Raw genomic sequence first — 19,648 nt, forward strand, 5'->3', positions numbered from 1 at the left:
TGTATAAGAAACACTCGCTGTGCCATATCCACTGATGCGAGCTTGAATGACCCACATCAGGTCTTGATAACGCTATAAAGTGAAAATTACGGCGGCTGGCTCAGGACATCAATCACCGACAGCACGGGAGGTCGTGTATTCACATGTGAATGCCGCGTGGAAGCTCTGAATGCAAAATGGCAGCCTCTATAGCAAGAAGGTTTGCTAGATCAAAAAGAGTGGCTGGATGAAGAGGTTGGGCTGCGCGTGTAGGGATCACCTCCCTCCGAGGAAGGGCAACACTATCAAATGCAGTATTCACAAAAAGACAAGAAGATGATTAGGATGCCGTGAGGAGAGTGATCAGCCGAGTGGCGAGAAAAATACCGAAGGTGTCACAAGCAAAGCACGGGAAAATGAGGGCGTCGGTTCTGGCAACCCTTGCTCAGATAGTTAATCCAGCCAATGAACTAAAGCGGAAGAGCAACGCTGACGGTACACACTGGGAGTGAGCAACATCAGCCACCTTCTAGTTAAAGATCACCCTTCACTAACAAGCCGTTTATCAGTGATAAAGAGTGGTTCTTGTGACAGGAAAAAGGTATAATGGTCGGTTAATCAAACGGGCCATTGTAGCCTTTCCATTCATGCCCCGGACCGGACCCCGGGCCCGCTATACGGGAAAATTCTCCGTCATGTCTGACTTATCCTCCAGGTCAGATGCTGAGAAAGCATCGGCCAACATTTCGTCCAATGTTACTGATAACACCACATCAGAAACTATCGCATCAGAAACTACCGCATCTGATACCCCATCGCGCAAACGCGCTGTGGTGATCTACTCCGGTGGAATGGACTCCTTTACCGTACTTCACCGCGCTATTCGCGAGGGATACGAAGTGGCCGCCCTCTCCTTCGATTACGGGCAACGCCATCGGCGCGAGCTGGATGCAGCCAAACGTGTCACCACCCAACTGGGGATCGAACACAAGATTGTGGACATCACGGCCATCCATGGTTTGATCGGCAACTCTGCCCTCACCGATACGTCGCAGGAAATGCCCACAGGCAACTACGACAGCGATAACATGAAAAGCACTGTCGTACCCAACCGCAACATGATTCTGCTTTCACTCGCCATTGGTTATGCCGTCAATATCGAAGCCCCCTACTGCTTCTATGGCGCACACGGTGGTGACCATGCGATCTACCCCGACTGCCGCCCGGAGTTTGTAGCACGCATGAACGATGTAGCTGCCATTGCCAACTACCAGCCAGTCGAATTGTGCGTACCTTACCTGCACAAGGACAAAACCGATATTTTAGCGGATGGGTTGGCAATGGGGCTTGACTACAGTGATACCTGGACCTGTTACCTGGGGCAGGAAAAAGCCTGCGGTGAATGTGGTAGCTGTCGCGAGCGGCTCGAAGCCTTTGCCAACCAGGGGCTTGAAGATCCGATTCCCTACGTGAAAGGTGTACGCTAATGTATTCAGTCAAGGAAGCCTTCTACACCTTGCAGGGAGAAGGTGCTCGCAGTGGCCGTGCCGCTGTTTTCTGTCGTTTTACTGGCTGCAATCTATGGTCAGGTCGTGAGAAAGACCGGAGTCGTGCGCTTTGCCAGTTCTGCGATACGGACTTTATCGGTACGGATGGGCAGAACGGCGGAAAGTTCAAAACGGCAGACGACCTTGCCGAACATCTGGATGCCTTGTGGCCGGAACGGGGAGAAGGCATCACCCCCTATGTTGTCTTCACCGGGGGGGAGCCTCTGCTTCAGCTCGATACAGCGTTGATTGAGGCCATGCATGCACGTCAGTTCGAAATAGCGGTTGAAACCAATGGTACAATCATGCCGCCGGACGGCATCGACTGGGTATGCGTCAGCCCCAAGGGTAGTAATGCATTGGCGGTCAGTGGCGGTAACGAAATAAAACTGGTGTACCCCCAGGTGCATGCATTGCCCGACACGTTTGAGCATCTGGACTTCGATCATTTCTATTTGCAGGGGATGGATCTTGAGCCCAGCGGTGGCAAAGGTAATACCTTGCAGGATGCTCTCGCCTATTGCCTTGAGCACCCACGCTGGCAGTTATCCATTCAAATGCACAAAATTGCAGGTATCGACTAATGAGTTTGTTTGTTCATTCACTCACCGCGTTGGATGCTTCCTACTGGAGCGCTGAACAGGGTTTGGTTGGCGCCAGCTGGCAGGTCGATATCGAACTGGATGGCGAGCTGGGCGAAGACGGCATGCTGTTCGATTTCGGTGAAGTAAAACCGTGGATCAAGGAACACATTGACAACACGCTGGATCACACATTACTGGTGCCGACCCAAATGCCGGGCGTCTCGGTACAGGAGTGTGTCGAAGGGCTGTGTATCCGTACGCAGTTGCCCTACCCCATGGAAGTTCGTGCACCACGACAGGCTTTCACACTTTTACCTTGGACAGACATTGATCCTGAGCGTCTGGGCCAGTATATCGCTGAGCAACTGATGAAGCGTCCACCACACAATATCACGGATATCCGGATCACATTGCGGCAGGAGAATATCGCCGAGGGATATGGCTATGGGTATTCACATGGATTGAAAAAGCATGCCGGCAACTGCCAGCGCATTGCACATGGACACCGTTCACGCCTGGGTATCTGGAAAGATGGTGAGCTGGATGAAGCCCTGATCCGGTACTGGTGTCAACGTCTTGCCAATATCTATCTGGCAGATGAAGAGGATCTCGTCGGAAATGAAGAGGACGATACCCTCCGTTTTGCCTATCAGGCCAAACAAGGGCATTTTCGCATTCAGCTACCCCGTGAACGCGTTATTGTAATGCCTACCTCGACCACGGTAGAGCACATTGCGCATTGGTTGGCGACAGAAATCAGCCTGGTTCAGGGCGGTCGTATCCGCGTTCAGGCCTTCGAAGGCATTGGCAAGGGTGCGACGGCAGAAGTCGAAGCATAACGACCATGGAAGATGCACGCAGCGGCCTCATACAAACAGATACTCTCCACGTGAATAACGCACCCACCGGCTGCCGGGCTGGGTGCGGTGCCTGTTGTATTGCGCCGTCCATTACCTCACCCATTCCCGGTATGCCGATGGGTAAACCGGCAGGTGTCCGCTGCGTTCAACTGGATGAACACAATCTATGCCAATTGTTTGGCAAGCCTGAGCGCCCACAGGTATGTCTGAAATTTGATTATGATCATGATATTTGTGGAAGCACGCGTCAGCAGGCAATCGATACCATTACATGGTTGGAGCAGATAACAGGTTAATTATCAATAACGTGCACCTATGTGAATGTGTACTCATTGGAACAACATCATTTCACGTTTCCAACCATGTGTGGTTACAACCGGGTTTGATTGCAACAATTCATGATCACAACAACTCATTCACGCAATAATGCCATGATGTTGACATCGACGTATCGCCCTGCCCTAAATACTGCCCGCCGCTTAACACCCTCCTGCTCGAATCCCATCTTTTTATAAAGCGCGATAGCCGCCGTATTATCAGGATAGACCTCCAGCTCTATGCGCTCGATATTAAGCCACAGAAAAGCATAGTCGATGGCTTCCTTCAGTAATCGCTGACCGATTCCACGATGCTGGAACTCCACATGTACAGCCATACCAAGGCGAGCAACATGTGCCATTCTGACTGTCTGCAGCTGCATTAGGCATATATCACCCACCACTTTATGCTCTACTTCAGCCACCAAACGCAACGTAGGTGGATTCGATAAATCCGTGCGCTTTTCCCACGTCGTCAAATCAGGATAAGGCAACTGTAAGGTCGCCGAATAATTTTCAGGTGCAGCGTATATATCACGTAAATCCGCTGCGTCCTTTGGTTCACCGGCTCTTATGAGAATGTCGTCCACTAATAGAGTTACCAGTTCAAAAGAAAGACGAAAAATATGCTCTAGCCGATCAAGTAACGATCAGCAGGCCCTGGAATTTACACGTTCAATCCTTTTCAGGAACAATACCTTTTTCAGGAACAATGCCTATAACGCCAGCACCCCATGAATTCGAGTATGAGTCTGCCCACCGACCCACACCTGACCGGTTTCATCCTGATGCACGAAAACTCGACCTTTACGTCCGATAGCCGTCCCCTGTGCTGCGATATAATCACCTTCGACGATGCCTGCGTTATAGAGCCACTGCCCTAGCGAAGCATTGAGACTCCCTGTGACAGGATCTTCAATCAAAGCACCTTTCTCTGCTTTATAGAAGGCCCTCACCTCAAATTGAGCATCTGCGGCTGTATCGTGTGACCCAACAACTCCAACGCTTAAAGAAGTCGACCAGCCAACATCAGGTTGAATGGCCAATACCTGTTCAGCACTGGCCAGCCTGACACCCATCCACCCCGGACCATTATCAATCCACGCGGCATCTACTATTTCTTCCGGGTTTATCTTCAGGAATGCAGATACCGATTCAAGCTCATCTTCACTTAATGGGCCTGAACGTAACAGGGGCGGTGCTGAAAACGACAGCATGTCTGAATACCGACGGATAGAGACGCACCCTATCGCACTCTCCTGAACCACAACGCCGTTTTGTTTAGACGTATGCCCTGCTGCAAGCCAGGCATGGCAACTGCCCAATGTAGGATGCCCTGCAAAAGGCAGTTCCTGTTCCGGCGTGAATATACGCACCCGATAATCAGCTTCCGGCTGTGTAGCGGGCAACAAGAACGTCGTTTCAGACAGGTTGAGCCAATGGCTGATGCGCTGCATTTGCTGAGTAGTCAGTGTGTCATCTGCCGTGATGACCGCCAGCGGATTACCCGAGAAACTTTCACTGCCAAATACATCAACATACTGAATGGGATAAGACATGACGCTCCCTGACCAAATTCGAATGAATTATAAAAAAAAGCCCCGAACACAGGTTCGGGGCGTCTTCATTTCAACGTGAAAATATTTTTCCACATTAATTCATGATCAGTGACGTACGATTTTCGCTTTCGCCGTCAACTCATCAATCAAGCCCTGCGCGGCCGTCTCTGTCATTTGCGTCTGAAGCTTGTTGGCAACCTGACCCGAGGTACCCTGATCGTCGGTCTGCCCCACGGATTGAAGCTCAATCACGGCTTCATTGCCATTGGACAATGTCACACGACCATAACCTGATTGACCTGTCTGAGGACGCGCAATACCAAAAGCACCTTCGACAATGGCAGAATCCACTGAATGGGTATCACGCTGAACATTCGAAACCTGATGCCATTGCAGTGGAATATTTTGACCTTTTTGCAGATTGGCAATATCCGTACCGGCAAGTGCAGCAAGTGCCTGACGAGTCTTGTTTGCCAGAACCGTCTGCTTGACCTGATCCTTGATCTGATCGAAAGTCAATTGCTGCTCGGGACGATGGCTATCAACCCGAAGGACGATCTGACGATTGTTCCCAAGATCAATGACATCACTGTTATAGCCCTGATTCAGCACCTGATCAGAGAATGCGGCCGACATAACCCCAGAGTGGCCGAAAATATCACCAGAAGCGTTACGAGAAAGCCAATCACTATGCTGTAAAGGCAGTTTCGTCGCATCGGCCACACTTTTCAGATCACTGGCGGAGAAGCTTTTGTCATTTAGTTCCTGTGAAAGATTGGTGTAAGCCGAATCGACCTTCTGCATCTGCAATTGCTGAGTCATCTGCCCTTTCAGCTGATCAAAGGACGGTAAGGCAATCCCCGTAACACGTACCAGATGAAGGGCACCATCAAATTGGAAAGGCTTGGAATCCTGCCCCGGTTGCAGGCTCTTGACCACTGAATCGAAGGGCTCGCCAAAAATACCAGTGGTGACATTCCCCAGACTGCCACCATTGCTGGCCGATGCCTTGTCATTGGAATACTGACGCGCCAATGAGGCAAAGCTGTGCCCCTGCTTCAGCAAGTCCTGAATATGGCTCATCTGCTTTTGAGCATCCTGCAACGTTTGATTGGCGTTGATATTCAGAATGATATCGGAAACCTGCTTATCCGCCGAGGACGCGCGATTCTGATATTCCTTCTGAAGTTCGTCGTTACTGATATGAATAGTGCTGGCAAGCTTGCTTTTATCCAACACAATGTAGTCCAGCTTGACCTGTGCCGGACGAACATAGTCGGATTTGTGTTGCTGATACCAGGACTGCAATTCACTATCAGAAACCTGAATAGAGGATGTCAAATCCGAGGGTGTCAGGGTTGCATAACGGAAAGTACGCGTCTGGTTGGTCAACGCTGTCAGTTTGTCCTGCTCTGCAGGCGTCACAAAGGTGCCCAGATTGAGGCCGTCCTGCAACTGGTGCAGCGTCATCTGCCGAGCCAGATAGGCGCGGAATGACTCAGGGGTATACCCCACCTGACTCAGTTTTTGCACAAAAATCTGTGATGAAAAGCGCCCCTGATTATCATGGAAGTCAGGAAGGCTGAGAATAATCTGGTCAATCTGGTCATTGCTGAATGTCATATGCCCTTTGTGTGCATATTGAATCAACAATGCCTGTTGGATCATTTGCTCCAGAAGTTGGCCCCGTGCGCTCTGCTGTTGATCCGGCTGGATCTGACCAGACTGAATCATACGGAGCACCTGCTGGTTGAGGCTTTGAGTGGAAATTCCTTCACCGTTAACGGTCGCAGCGTCATCACTGGAAGAGCTTCCAAACATGTCTCCCAAACGCTCAAGACCGAACAGGGCAAAGATGACGACGACAACCCCCACGATGACCTTGGTCACCCAACCGGAAGAACGGTCTCTAATTTGTTGCAGCATTCGAACCTCGATTCATCACTGACATTCTCAGGTAGCACAGTTGTATTGTTGATCATCCTCAGTGGCACTACTGATATATGACTCACACCCATAGAGGACATCTGCTTGATAGGTTCCACCATTATACGCATGTGCGCCACAATCTGACCATGTGGTTTGACGGAACAAATCGTTTCATCACGCATCAACAGGGGGAGAAGATTCCAATTATCATGATTCGCAAGCGTAGTCTTCGTAAAAATCTTGAATATCCGTTTATGTATCATAAAAAAAGCGCACCCAAATGGATGCGCTTTATTTATATGTAGCTCATGGGATGAATCGTGAAAACCGTCACTCCGACAACTCAACCAATGGAATCGGATATGCCAAGCAGCACATGTAGCACTGTAAAGTGCCGCATACAGTTTAGTTAACTGAATCCTTAAGAGCTTTACCTGCCTTGAAACCAGGAACCTTGGCTGCAGCAATCTTGATGGGCTTGCCCGTCTGAGGATTACGGCCAGTACGTGCAGCGCGTTCCTTGACGCTGAATGTTCCAAATCCAACCAGTGCAACAGAATCGCCTTTCTTGAGGCTATCAGTGACCGAATCGATCATCGCGTCAAGTGCACGGGAAGCTGCCGCTTTTGAGATGTCCGCAGAAGCAGCAATGGCTTCGATCAGTTCAGATTTATTCACTATTTACCCCTTGGGATCAAAAATAATTACTTGGCTAATGCGCGTCGATCAATGCGAAGAATTGTTATGCATCGACCAATATTGTATAGCAACGGCTATAGTGGGGGTCAAGCATTAAACACCCAACAAGCCGCGCCAGACAGCACTTTAGGCAAAAGTATAACGTTTTAGTACAGTCAATGGGTATTGATCGCAGACCGTTCAACGCTCATTTTATCACCTATTGCCTTGTCCTTTTCAACTGTAATTTCATCACCCAAAGCAACTTCGAGTACCTGATCAATCCATTTGACAGGAATGATATCCAACGCTTCCTTAATGGAATCAGATACTTCCTTAAGGTCACGGCGGTTTTCTTCAGGGATCAAAACGTGTTTGATGCCTCCCCTACGGGCCGCCAGCAGTTTCTCCTTCAAACCGCCAATGGGCATTACTTCACCACGCAGGTTGATTTCACCCGTCATGGCAACATCGGCATGCACGACACGATTGGTGTAGGCAGACACAATAGCCGTAACCATTGCTGCACCCGCACTGGGGCCATCCTTGGGAGTAGCCCCTTCGGGAACGTGAATATGGAGATCATTTTCCTCGAATTGCGCTTTATCAATACCCAGTGCTGTTGCGCGTGCTCTGACAACAGTCAATGCCGCGCTGACGGACTCTTTCATGACATCGCCAAGAGAACCGGTTTTCTCCAGTTTGCCCTTGCCGGGAGTGATCACCGATTCAATCGAGAGCAACTCACCGCCGACAGAGGTCCACGCCAGGCCAGTCACACGCCCAACCTGATCATCCTGATCAGCAATACCATAGCTATAACGGCGCACACCGGCATAGGCTTCGATTTCGTCCTGCCCTAGAATACGGGTTTCAGGGTCGGCCTTTTTCTGCCCTTTCTTGCCATTTTCCTGTTCTACATGCTGTAGCACCACTTTACGCGCGACTTTGGCAATTTGACGCTCAAGTTCACGCACACCCGCTTCACGGGTGTAATAACGGATCAATTCCAGTAGCGCTGCATCATCAAAGGCAAGTTCATCCGCTTTCAGACCATTGGCCTTGAGTTGCTTGGGCACCAGATAACGACGGGCAATGGCCAGTTTCTCGTCTTCCGTGTAACCGGGGATACGAATGATTTCCATACGATCCAGCAACGGTTCAGGAATGTTCATGGAGTTCGCTGTGCAGATGAACATGACATCCGACAAGTCGTAATCCAGCTCAAAATAGTGGTCATTGAACTTGTCATTCTGTTCAGGATCCAGTACTTCCAGTAACGCAGAAGCAGGATCGCCACGATGGTCACTGCCAAGCTTATCGATTTCATCCAGCAGGAAAAGCGGATTCTTCACCTCGGCACGCGCCATTCTCTGCAAAAGTTTACCCGGCATCGAACCAATGTAGGTACGACGATGCCCGCGTATCTCGGATTCATCACGCACACCGCCCAGTGAAAGCCGTGCAAACTTGCGATTGGTCGCACGCGCAATGGACTGGCCCAGCGAGGTTTTACCGACTCCGGGCGGTCCAACAAGGCAAAGTACTGACCCCTTCAGCTTTTTAACGCGTTTTTGAACGGCAAGATATTCAAGAATACGTTCCTTCACTTCATCAAGACCATAATGGTCTTCATCAAGAATGGCAGCAGCACGCGCTATATCGTGTTTGACGCGTGTACGCTTTTTCCACGGCACGGCCAGCAGCCAGTCAAGATAGGTACGAACCACGGTGGCTTCAGCAGAGTTCTGTGCCATGAGCTTCAGCTTGTTGAGCTCTTGCAAGGCTTTGTCACGTGCTTCCTGCGTCATACCGCTTTCGGCAATACGCTGCTCATACTGCTCGATTTCATTAGGCGCATTTTCAAGCTCACCCATCTCTTTCTGGATGGCTTTCATTTGCTCGTTCAGATAATACTCACGCTGGGATTTCTCCATTTGCTCTTTCACACGGGAGCGAATGCGTTTTTCGATCTGAAGAAGATCCAGTTCTGACTCGATCAGAGACAACAAGTGCTCAATTCGATCACGGACCCTGTCCATTTCGAGCAGGGATTGCTTGTCTTCAACGCCCAGAGCCATATGAGTAGTGATGGTATCTACCAGACGCGCCGGATCATCAATACTTTGGAGTGCTGTCAGGGCCTCACCAGGTACTTTCTTGGATTTTTTGACGTATTGCTCGAATTGATCCATCAGGACACGAACCAGGGCTTCCTGCTCTCGTTCGTTCAGTGGCTGACTTTCACGCGCTACATACTGTGCTGTGGAGAAGGCCTCACCCTCCTCAACGGCTGTCACTTCAACCCTTTCACGCCCTTCAATCAGCACTTTGACCGTACCGTCGGGCAACTTGAGGAGCTGCATGATTTCGGCGACTGTTCCTACCGAAAAGAGATCCTCGATATCAGGCTGATCCTGCCCCGCTTCACGCTGGGCAACAAGCAGTATCTGCTTGTTCTCTTGCATCGCGGTTTCAAGCGCGTTGATGGAGCGCTCACGCCCAACGAAAAGAGGAATGACCATGTGTGGGTAGACAACAACATCACGCAAGGGAAGCAGCGGGAGTGTTTGCGTCTGTTCGGGAGTGTTCGCCATCGCAGACTTTCCTTATAAAATGAGGGTAGAGGCTGATAGCGGCAGCATAATTCGTGATAGGCGCAACATCAAAGGCCTGCATCCAATGTACCGCTGATGACCAATACATCGAGCGATAAGCAGACTCGGCCTCTACCGGAATGACTCTAGTTATGGGGGCAACTGGGAGGGATTGCAAGTCATTCGTAATAACCTGATCAATGGGATTACGCTCAAAAAAACAAGGGAGCCCTGTAGAAGGGACTCCCTCGTCGATTCAAGCATAAGCGGGTTCACGCATAAAGAGTGCGTTTACCCATCAGTACATCAATGGCTTAGGCGTCGTGATTGGCCGTTCGCTTGGAATCTTCCTCATCCTGTGAGTAGATTTTAAGCGGTTCACTGACACCGTTGATCACGTTGGCATCCACCACCACCTTGGAGACGTTACTCTCGGAGGGGATATCGTACATGGTATCCAACAGGACACCTTCCAGAATCGAGCGCAAGCCACGAGCACCTGTGCCGCGTTCCATGGCCTTGTTGGCGACAGCCTTAAGCGCTTCTTCACGGAAGTCGAGTTCGACATTTTCCATTTCGAAGAGTCGTTCGTACTGACGAACCAAAGAATTCTTCGGCTCAGTCAGGATACGTACCAGTGCGGCTTCATCCAGTTCGTGCAATGTGGCTACAACAGGAAGACGTCCGACAAACTCAGGGATCAGGCCAAACTTGACCAAATCATCCGGCTCAACATCAGCCAGAATATCCCCAACACCTCGGGTGCTTTCCTTGCTTTTGACACTCGCGTTGAAACCGATACCGCCTTTCTCTTCACGATCACGGATGACCTTGTCCAGGCCAGCAAATGCCCCACCCACGATAAACAGGATGTTGCTGGTATCTACCTGCAAAAACTCCTGCTGCGGATGTTTACGCCCCCCTTGAGGGGGAACGGAGGCAGTCGTCCCTTCAATCAATTTCAACAAGGCCTGTTGAACGCCTTCTCCGGATACATCACGAGTGATGGAAGGATTTTCGGACTTGCGTGAAATCTTGTCGATCTCGTCAATGTAAACAATACCGCGCTGAGCTTTCTCGACATCGTAATCACAGGCTTGCAGAAGCTTCTGGATGATATTTTCAACATCCTCGCCCACATACCCGGCTTCGGTCAGCGTAGTCGCATCAGCAATGGTAAAGGGAACATTCAACAAACGGGCCATGGTTTGGGCCAGCAGCGTTTTCCCACTACCTGTAGGACCGATCAGCAAAATATTACTTTTGCCGAGCTCAACGTCGTCCTTGTTGCCTACCTTGAGACGTTTGTAGTGGTTATAGACCGCTACGGAAAGCACCGTTTTGGCACGTTCCTGTCCGATAACATATTCGTCCAGCGTGTGACTGATTTCATGAGGCGTTGGTAAACGCTCCTGATCGTCATCTTCCGATGCCGATTCAAGCACTTCTTCACGAATGATGTCATTACAGAGATCAACGCACTCGTCACAAATATAGACGGAAGGGCCGGCAATCAGCTTTCGTACTTCATTCTGGTTTTTACCACAGAATGAACAGTACAGAAGCTTACCGTTATCATCCCTATCTTTTTCGTCGGCCATGCATGTACCTCATCTTTACGTAGTGGCACAAAGGCCACTACTCTTGCGGATTCTACTCATGCGCCCCATGCAGGGAGCAGAGATCAGGGATCAAGCGCCTGGCCGTTTATCCAGCACGGCATCAATCAGACCATATTCAGCAGCACGATGACTATTCATGAAGTTATCACGATCCGTATCGCGTTCGATGGTCTCAAGGTCCTGTCCCGTATGTTTCTGCATGATACGGTTAAGTTCCTGACGGATAGTGAGAATTTCCTGAGTATGAATCTCGATATCCGAAGCCGGCCCCTGAAAACCACCCAGTGGCTGGTGAATCATCATGCGCGAGTGCGGCAAGGCAAAACGTTTTCCCTTGGCCCCACCTGTCAATAACAAGGCACCCATACTGGCAGCCTGTCCAATGCACAAAGTGGACACATCCGGCTTGATAAATTGCATGGTGTCGTAAATGGACATGCCTGCCGTGACAGAACCACCCGGAGAGTTGATGTAGAGATGAATATCCTTGTCCGGATTTTCAGACTCCAGGAACAACAACTGAGCGACGACAAGATTAGCCATGTAATCCTCAACCGGCCCTACCAGAAAGATAACCCTTTCCTTAAGAAGACGGGAGTAAATGTCGTAAGAACGCTCGCCGCGAGCACTTTGCTCCACGACCATGGGTACCAGTCCGCCGGCATTACTGATTTCAAACTCGCTGCGCATAGTGACCTAACCCTTAGTCATGTAGAAAATAGTCATGAAGAGGATATCAATATGGCCTCATCAGCAAAATCTCAAGGCCTACCCTCAACAGTCAAACAATGAACTCTATATGTAATCAAACCATAAACCCGAGCGCGCGTCATGCACAAGTGGCAGGCAAGGATGAAAAAAGTCAGTTAACCCCATAACGCACACAACCCGACCGAAGCCGGGCCATGTACTACCTCACTTACATTGGCTATGGCACTTAATATCCATTCACCATTCACACTCACTAGCCATTCACGCTCTTGATGCCACGCATGCGTAATGGTCACTTGCCTGCTCAGGATTCCGGTTTTTCTTCCTGCTCGGTTTCAGCGGTATCGGTATCTTCCTGAGCCTGACCGGCTTGTTGTGCAAACTCGAGTGCCTGCTGATAGGACATGTCCTTATCAACAACATTGGCGCTCTCAAGCAGTTTTTCAACCGCCTTGTTTTCCAGAACAGCTGAACGCAGCTGAGTTTTCATCTGGTCGTTGCTCATGTACTGCTCAACCACTTCTTCAGGCTGCTGGTACTGCTCTGCAACGTCTTTTGCGAATGCACGCATTTCGTCGTCGGACGCTTCCAGCTTGTTATGGCTGATAACTTCTGCCAACAACAGACCTACCTGCACGCGAGAACGGCCCTGTTCTTCAAAAAGCTCGCTGGGCAGCTGGCTCAAATCGAAATCTTCTCCCAGACCAAATTGCTGGGCAGCCTGTTGCTTGAGGGTATCAATTTCCTGCTGGACAAGCGCACGAGGTACTTCGATGGGGTTAGCAGATTTCAGCGCTTCGATAACCTGCTGCTTCACAGCGTTTTCAACCGAAGTTTCGAGCTGGTTTTCCATGTTTTTACGAACTTCAGTCTTGAGTTCGTCAACATTACCGCTCTCAACCCCAAAGCGTGAGGTAAACTCAGCGTCGATTTCAGGCAGCGTCTGTGCCTTGACTTCATGAACACGGGTTTTAAATGTAGCTTCCTGACCTTTCAGGTTTTCTGCCTGATAGTCTTCCGGGAAGGTGACGGTTACTACCGGCTCATCCCCAGCCTTGGCGCCGATCAACTGCTCTTCGAAGCCAGGAATCAGACTATTGGAACCCAGTACGAGATCATATCCTTCGGCCTTGCCACCTTCGAAGGGTTCGTCGCCGAGGAAACCTTCAAAGTCGATCTTGACCTGGTCACCATCTTCAGCAGCGCGTTCGACGACCGCCCAGTCAGCACCCTGCTTACGCAGTTCTTCAATAGCATTATCAACGTCAGCATCAGTGATCTCGGCTTTGGGACGATCAATCTCCTTGCCTGCGATATCATTCAGCTCGATCTGAGGGTATACCTCAATGTTGGCAACGAATTCCAGATCCTTGCCCGGCTCGTTAACAACCGTTTCAATTTCGGGATAACCGGCAGGGTTCAGTGATTCCTCAGTCAACGCCGTTACATAGTTTTCACGGATGATTTCGCCTACGGCCTCATTACGAGCGTCCGCGCCGAAACGGCTACGAACCACCTTGAACGGAACCTTGCCAGGACGGAAGCCATTGAGTTTTACGTTTCTGGCGGTTTGCTGCAGACGTGCATCAGCGGCCTGATCAACCTGCTCGGCAGGTACCTTGATGGTCAGGCGGCGCCCGATCGGGGAAGTCGTTTCGACAGACACTTGCATGAATGGTCCTCTACCCGTCAAACGGGGAATTACGTATTGGGTTCACGTGAAAAGAACGATCCAACAGAATCGACACCACGGGAACCATGGTTAATTTAAATATTCTCAAGGGCGGTAATTCTAAAAACCCTACCACCTGCTGGCAAGTGGCATATAGCGATAGGTGGAGACTTTTAGCATATTATTCAAGAGGAAGAGCCAAAAAAGTCACGAATTCTGGTCAGAATCAGATAAAAGACAGAAAAAGGCGGCTTATAACAAGCTCATCCACACCCCACCTCTCTCTTTTGCCTTTGCCCCTATACCAGACAACGACATTACAAAGAGACGTCAGACAGTAACACGAAAAACGTTATGGAACGCATGTTTCGTTCCAACATGCCTGGAACTCCGATAAATCAAGAGATTTAATACACCTAAAGTTCCTACAAGTCAGGGATTCGACACATTCGATGCAAAAAATATCCCAATTGCACTGGGAACCGTGTGCTTTAACGCTTTCATGCAGGCAGTGACACCATGTGTAAACGTTTTTCAAACGCTACACACACTGTTTAGACTTACGATTGGTTTAGCCTGACGACGGATTCACCGCGCTTCTTACAGTTAGCTTAAGACATAGCATGAAATAATAAACAAGGCAGGTAACACTACAAAAACGACAAACAGGATGAATGAGAAAACTAAAAAAAGAGGGAGGGGATAATAAGGAAGCAATCGAAAGGAAGGTATTCGGAATGGGGTGGATGATGGGGATCGAACCCACGACCACCGGAGCCACAATCCGGGGCTCTACCACTGAGCTACATCCACCATAACCGAATTTTAATCATCAACCAGAAATGCCATATTGGCACGCCCAGCAGGACTCGAACCTGCAACCTACGGCTTAGAAGGCCGTTGCTCTATCCGGTTGAGCTATAGGCGCATGGTAGTCGAGAGAGCCTTACTTGTCAATTCACATTTTTGAAAAATCTTTTCAAAAACAATGAGTTGGTCGGGATAGAGGGATTCGAACCCCCGACATCCTGCTCCCAAAGCAGGCGCGCTACCAGACTGCGCTATATCCCGATACAGGCGCCGATCTCGTCGATGCGGTGCGCATTCTACTGAATTTATTTTCTGGGTCAAGCATGAATTTCACATCCATGATCCCCAAGTCACTGAGAATACATGAAAAACGCCCCGCCAGGCCGCGTCTTTACTTATGTGATGAAAAATTTTTTTCTTTTAAAAAGAGCACGATTATTGATGAAGACAATCATGCGAATACATGAAAGAGAATAGCTACAGCATGCCCAAGGCCTGTTATACTGTCTGCCTCAAAGATTTTATCTGCCTTGAAGGTTATATCTTCCTTGAAGGTTTGCCTCATTTAACATCATGTAAATAAAGGATACCCGAACGATGGCCGCGCAATTAATCGATGGCAAATTGGTCGCACAAACTGTTCGTGCCCATGTTGCTGAAGCCGTCGCCCAACGTCATCGCGATGGATTACGCACACCAGGACTCGCCGTCGTACTGGTAGGCGATGATCCAGCCTCGGAGGTGTACGTAGGTAGCAAGGAACGCGCCTGCAAGGAGGCGGGAATCCGCTCCTTCATGCATCGCTTGCCGAATGATACTGATCAGCAAACGCTCGAAGCGTTAGTGGATACCCTGAATGCCGACCCTCAGGTCGATGGCATTCTGGTACAGCTTCCTCTTCCGCGACATCTGGATGAGCGCCCGATACTTGAGCGTATTCTTCCAAACAAGGATGTCGATGGATTTCATCCCTACAATCTGGGTCGATTGGCGCAGCGCCTCCCTACCCTTCGCCCCTGCACCCCCAAGGGTGTCATGACGCTGCTGGAGTATTACAACCTTCCCGTCCGAGGGCTGGATGCTACCATTGTCGGTGCCAGCAATATTGTTGGACGCCCCATGTCTCTCGAACTTCTGTTGGCGGGCGCGACAACCACCGTATGCCATCGCTTTACACGTAATCTTGAGCAGAAAGTACGTCAGGCAGATCTACTCGTTGTCGCTGTAGGCAAGCCCGGTTTGGTCAAAGGGGAATGGATCAAGGAAGGGGCTATCGTAATCGACGTGGGCATTAATCGGCAGGCCGACGGAAAACTGACGGGTGATATAGAATTTGCCCCAGCTGCCGAACGTGCCAGCTGGATTACCCCGGTGCCCGGCGGCGTAGGCCCGATGACAGTCGCATCATTACTTGAAAATACGCTTCAGGCTGCCAAGATACACGATCAAAATGATCAGTAGTGTGTGATGCACGCACTGTACGGAAGCGTTTTATCGGAATGGGCGCAATCTCTGGCAAATGCTGTAGAATACAGCGCAGGTTTTACACTGTTAAAGTATCTATTGGGCTATGCCGTGCCAAAATCTGCCTGCATGAAGAGTAGCATTTGGCTACAGCGTAAATAACCTGGCGAGAAGCCAGGTTTACAGTTCCACCGATATACCGCCAGATACATGACAACAGTCAGATTGACAGAGTTAACGTAGATAGCAACACGAAACACTCTCTCCCATGGAGGAATGCACGATGAGCGAAGAGCAGAAAAAAATGAATGTCGAAAGCTTCAACCTGGATCATACCAAGGTTAAAGCACCCTACGTCCGTCTGGCCGGTATCAAGGAAGGCGTCAATGGGGATCGTATTCACAAGTATGACCTGCGTATCAGCCAGCCCAACAAGGAGCATATGGAGATGCCTGCGCTGCACTCTCTGGAGCACCTGATGGCTGAACTGTCACGTAACCACAGTGACAAAATCGTTGATATCAGCCCCATGGGGTGCCAGACCGGTTTCTACGTAGCCCTGATCAATCACGATGACTACGAAGACGTATTGAATATCATCGAACAGACTTTGAAAGATGTTCTTGAAGCCAAGGAAGTCCCTGCATGTAACGCTGTTCAATGCGGTTGGGCTGCAAGCCACAGCCTCGAAGGTGCGCAGGAACTGGCACGCGGCCTACTGGCCAAACGTGATGAATGGACACAGGTATTCGCCTAATGGCTTCTGATTCAGTCGATATTGCCTTGATTGGTGCCATGGCTCAGGAGGTAGATGCTCTCCTCCAGCGTTTCGAGGGAACAGCAGAGCGTAGCGAGCATGGTGGTTCGATTTTTCATCGAGGCACTTTGTGCGGCAAGCATGTCGTCTTACTGGAATCCGGTATTGGCAAGGTGAATGCTGCTGTAGCAACCACCATCACCTTTGAGCGATTTTCGCCCAAGGCCGTTATCAATATCGGTTCTGCCGGTGGCCTGGGAGAAGGCCTTAATATCGGTGATGTTGTCGTATCCTCACATGTGTTCCATCACGACGTGGATGTGACTGCCTTTGGCTATGAACCGGGGCAGATTCCGGGTATGCCAGCCAATTACAAGGCCGATACTCAATTGGTGGACCTGACTCGCAAGGCCATTGAGTCCCTTTCAGGCATCAGTGCCCATGAAGGCGCGATTGGTTCGGGGGATGTCTTCGTCGCAGGTAAGGACGCCGTAGCCAGCCTACGCAAACGGTTCCCGACCTTGATTGCGGCCGAAATGGAAGCTGCAGCCATTGCTCAAACCTGTGAACGTTTCCACTGCCCATTCGTGGTGACTCGCGCCATTTCGGATCTTCCCGAAAAAGAGGGTAACAACGTTGATTTTGAAACGTTCCTGCCCAAGGCAGCTGAAAACTCTGCAGAAATGGTCGTTAAAATACTCGAAGCATATCACTAATGAAACGCATCAGGTATTTGCCTGATAATTGATAACATGATGAGTATCAGGCACCTTTATGATATTCACCCTGTATATAATCAATAATAACTTCGGGAACAGGATGGCTCACTTCGGTGAGCCATTTTTTATATCTTGGCAAAACGGCATGATTGTCACGAGACAAGCCCGCATGTTGAGCACTTCAATGGCACAAACTATCTTCAATGGCATAAACCTTCATTAGCACAAACTACAGATAACGCCTGTTTCAACTCATCAAACCGGGTGGAGCTTGACTACTCAAGAGGGCAGCAATGAAGAGTAAAAATCCCCCTACACCGGTTTCAATACCTAATGTAATAAAAATACCGGTCGGCTGTTGTTTGGCTTTGGGTGTCCAGTGAAATCGATTTAAAGCTGCCAATAACAACATCAGGGCAAACAACAGGCATTTAAGCAATACGTACTGACCATAACGGGTCAGATATATTCCATTCCAACTTCCCACCATACTCAACGACTGCACAACACCTGTTACAGCAACGATAAGAACACACCCCACACCCAATCGTGAGAATCGTCCCAGCGACACCTGAGCCAATAAGGGAAAACGGTAGCAGATCAAAAACAGCCCGGGGAGACAACCTAGCCACACACATGCGGCCATGACATGTAACTCAAGTAACAACAACACACCGATCGAAACCAGCGTACCATGGCCTATAAGCGGTTGCAGGATGAGGACTAGCGCAAGCAACACAATCTGAAAATTGCGCAAGCCATTATGTATACAGGAAAACCGATGAACTCCAAGAAGCGACTCGCATCCCAGGGCAAGCAGAAGAAGCACAAGACAATGCCTTAGCTCGCTACCAAAATGAGTGTGCCATAAGACGATATTCATCATGGGGATGGCATGCTGGAAGGATGGGGCACCTGTCATTTCTACACTTATGAAGGGCCACCATAGCAGTCCGAAAAAGAGCGAAAAGATCAAACCAGCCGCCCTCCATCGTCCCAATATTCTTCGGACAAAAATTCCATCCGAAGATACAGGCATGCACCATTTTGTCAGCACAGCACACCCTACTACCCATGCCAATCCGCCAATGAACAGCGTATGAGTCAAAGGCAATAGCACATCAAGAACCCAGACTGAAGGGATATCAGGAAGTAGAGCCGTCATAGCCACCATAGAACAATAAATAGCCTGATTTAAGGCACTGGTTGTGAAGAATATGACCGAGGAGCTATTGCGACTTCACTATCATGAGACCCGTTACATCCCAAAGGACCAATCAAGGATGAAAGCATTCACGGCCTGAAGTAATAATCACCAAGCGTTCTGACATTCACAGGCTTGAACACTAATCAAACAAAAAACAAGCGGTAACGAGCGTACTATCTTTCAGGCCTTTATACTTTATTTGACACGGAATGATATTGAATCATTTGATACTGAACTTGAGTGTATCGGTAACACGATGAGTATCAATAGAAGTGATATTCATCTGAACGCTGTACTCTCCTGTCTTCAACGCGGGTAATCCCACCGTATAACTGCGGTGGTCGCCGGCCTCTTTAACGGCAGAATTCGCCTTTAACTGACCCAGCGCAATGGAATGCCCGTGCGAGTCGACAAGCGTCAGCTGACTCAATGCTACTTCGACACCTTCGCTGAAGGTCAGCTCAAGGGATGTAGGCGCCTGCGAAAAAGTCGCATTATTGGCGGGAGTACTGGCCACAAGGTGGGCATGAGCCAGAGCCAAAGGGGAGAATACCAGGCCAACCAGGACAACAAAGAATTTCAACATGATGAGATACCTATAGACAGGAGTTGCCCTACTCTACTCCCTAAACATTA

18 protein-coding genes and 3 tRNA genes are annotated in these 19,648 nt (G+C 49.6%); 7 read left to right on the forward strand and 14 right to left on the reverse strand.

Translation table 11 applies throughout. The features are described from left to right. Positions 1–674 precede the first annotated feature (674 nt). From queC to LMG33818_RS02175, 4 genes are read left to right on the forward strand one after another with little or no spacing between them, the layout of a single operon-like run. Positions 675–1,466 carry a 7-cyano-7-deazaguanine synthase QueC gene (queC, locus tag LMG33818_RS02160; RefSeq protein WP_442321711.1) on the forward strand — a complete coding sequence of 264 codons (792 nt, stop codon included), beginning with the start codon at positions 675–677 and terminating at the stop codon, positions 1,464–1,466. Further along, complete coding sequence (gene queE / locus LMG33818_RS02165; RefSeq protein WP_442321712.1) at positions 1,466–2,110, forward strand: 7-carboxy-7-deazaguanine synthase; 645 nt, start codon at positions 1,466–1,468, stop codon at positions 2,108–2,110. The genes queC and queE overlap by 1 nt, the downstream gene beginning before the upstream one ends. Next, the gene (locus LMG33818_RS02170) at positions 2,110–2,949 is read left to right on the forward strand and encodes a 6-pyruvoyl trahydropterin synthase family protein (protein ID WP_442321713.1); all 840 of its coding nucleotides are present in this window, start codon (positions 2,110–2,112) and stop codon (positions 2,947–2,949) included. Before queE ends, LMG33818_RS02170 begins: the two co-directional genes overlap by 1 nt. Positions 2,950–2,954: 5 nt before the next feature. Continuing rightward, positions 2,955–3,266: a YkgJ family cysteine cluster protein gene (locus tag LMG33818_RS02175; protein ID WP_442321714.1), complete on the forward strand. Its 312-nt coding sequence runs from the start codon at positions 2,955–2,957 to the stop codon at positions 3,264–3,266. Positions 3,267–3,382: 116 nt separating this feature from the next. On the opposite strand, the gene LMG33818_RS02180 is transcribed toward LMG33818_RS02175, so the two are convergent. The 12 genes from LMG33818_RS02180 to LMG33818_RS02235 form a co-directional block, all read right to left on the reverse strand. Further along, positions 3,383–3,877 (reverse strand): GNAT family N-acetyltransferase, encoded by a 495-nt coding sequence (locus LMG33818_RS02180; RefSeq protein ID WP_442321715.1) that lies wholly within the window; start codon positions 3,875–3,877, stop codon positions 3,383–3,385. Positions 3,878–4,003: 126 nt separating this feature from the next. Continuing rightward, positions 4,004–4,846 carry a PhzF family phenazine biosynthesis protein gene (locus tag LMG33818_RS02185; RefSeq protein ID WP_442321716.1) on the reverse strand — a complete coding sequence of 281 codons (843 nt, stop codon included), beginning with the start codon at positions 4,844–4,846 and terminating at the stop codon, positions 4,004–4,006. 105 nt (positions 4,847–4,951) lie between these two features. Continuing rightward, the gene (locus LMG33818_RS02190; RefSeq protein WP_442321717.1) at positions 4,952–6,772 is read right to left on the reverse strand and encodes a SurA N-terminal domain-containing protein; all 1,821 of its coding nucleotides are present in this window, start codon (positions 6,770–6,772) and stop codon (positions 4,952–4,954) included. A gap of 408 nt (positions 6,773–7,180) precedes the next feature. Further along, positions 7,181–7,453: a nucleoid-associated protein HU-beta gene (gene hupB / locus LMG33818_RS02195; protein WP_442321718.1), complete on the reverse strand. Its 273-nt coding sequence runs from the start codon at positions 7,451–7,453 to the stop codon at positions 7,181–7,183. A 176-nt stretch (positions 7,454–7,629) separates the two neighbouring features. After that, a complete protein-coding gene (gene lon / locus LMG33818_RS02200; protein ID WP_442321719.1) occupies positions 7,630–10,050 on the reverse strand; it encodes an endopeptidase La in 2,421 nt (806 codons plus the stop codon). Positions 10,051–10,364: 314 nt separating this feature from the next. After that, on the reverse strand, positions 10,365–11,651 hold the full coding sequence (gene clpX / locus LMG33818_RS02205) for an ATP-dependent Clp protease ATP-binding subunit ClpX (protein WP_442321720.1): 1,287 nt from the start codon (positions 11,649–11,651) through the stop codon (positions 10,365–10,367). Between the two features lie 90 nt (positions 11,652–11,741). Then, entirely contained in the window at positions 11,742–12,362 is a 621-nt protein-coding gene (gene clpP, locus LMG33818_RS02210; RefSeq protein WP_442321721.1) for an ATP-dependent Clp endopeptidase proteolytic subunit ClpP, read from the reverse strand. Positions 12,363–12,538: 176 nt separating this feature from the next. Next, positions 12,539–12,679 carry a hypothetical protein gene (locus tag LMG33818_RS02215; RefSeq protein ID WP_442321722.1) on the reverse strand — a complete coding sequence of 47 codons (141 nt, stop codon included), beginning with the start codon at positions 12,677–12,679 and terminating at the stop codon, positions 12,539–12,541. An 8-nt stretch (positions 12,680–12,687) separates the two neighbouring features. Continuing rightward, on the reverse strand, positions 12,688–14,055 hold the full coding sequence (gene tig / locus LMG33818_RS02220) for a trigger factor (protein WP_442321723.1): 1,368 nt from the start codon (positions 14,053–14,055) through the stop codon (positions 12,688–12,690). 738 nt (positions 14,056–14,793) lie between these two features. Beyond that, positions 14,794–14,868 (reverse strand) — tRNA-His (locus tag LMG33818_RS02225). Between the two features lie 38 nt (positions 14,869–14,906). After that, a tRNA-Arg gene (locus LMG33818_RS02230) sits at positions 14,907–14,983 on the reverse strand. Between the two features lie 66 nt (positions 14,984–15,049). Then, a tRNA-Pro gene (locus LMG33818_RS02235) sits at positions 15,050–15,126 on the reverse strand. A 336-nt stretch (positions 15,127–15,462) separates the two neighbouring features. Between LMG33818_RS02235 and folD the strand changes: the two genes are divergently transcribed. The 3 genes from folD to LMG33818_RS02250 all read left to right on the forward strand — a co-directional run bounded on the left by folD (position 15,463) and on the right by LMG33818_RS02250 (position 17,802). Continuing rightward, positions 15,463–16,326 (forward strand): bifunctional methylenetetrahydrofolate dehydrogenase/methenyltetrahydrofolate cyclohydrolase FolD, encoded by an 864-nt coding sequence (gene folD, locus LMG33818_RS02240; RefSeq protein ID WP_442321724.1) that lies wholly within the window; start codon positions 15,463–15,465, stop codon positions 16,324–16,326. Positions 16,327–16,612: 286 nt separating this feature from the next. After that, entirely contained in the window at positions 16,613–17,086 is a 474-nt protein-coding gene (locus LMG33818_RS02245) for an S-ribosylhomocysteine lyase (protein WP_442321725.1), read from the forward strand. Then, the gene (locus tag LMG33818_RS02250) at positions 17,086–17,802 is read left to right on the forward strand and encodes a 5'-methylthioadenosine/adenosylhomocysteine nucleosidase (RefSeq protein WP_442321726.1); all 717 of its coding nucleotides are present in this window, start codon (positions 17,086–17,088) and stop codon (positions 17,800–17,802) included. Before LMG33818_RS02245 ends, LMG33818_RS02250 begins: the two co-directional genes overlap by 1 nt. 250 nt (positions 17,803–18,052) lie before the next feature. On the opposite strand, the gene LMG33818_RS02255 is transcribed toward LMG33818_RS02250, so the two are convergent. Together LMG33818_RS02255 and LMG33818_RS02260 are read right to left on the reverse strand one after the other, a co-directional pair. Then, on the reverse strand, positions 18,053–18,979 hold the full coding sequence (locus LMG33818_RS02255; protein ID WP_442321727.1) for a CopD family protein: 927 nt from the start codon (positions 18,977–18,979) through the stop codon (positions 18,053–18,055). A gap of 253 nt (positions 18,980–19,232) precedes the next feature. After that, on the reverse strand, positions 19,233–19,598 hold the full coding sequence (locus tag LMG33818_RS02260; protein ID WP_442321728.1) for a copper resistance CopC family protein: 366 nt from the start codon (positions 19,596–19,598) through the stop codon (positions 19,233–19,235). Between the last annotated feature and the right edge of the window lie 50 nt (positions 19,599–19,648).

It is taken from the genome of Cernens ardua, assembly GCF_051251085.1.
Classification (GTDB): Bacteria; Pseudomonadota; Gammaproteobacteria; order Pseudomonadales; family Halomonadaceae; genus Cernens; species Cernens ardua.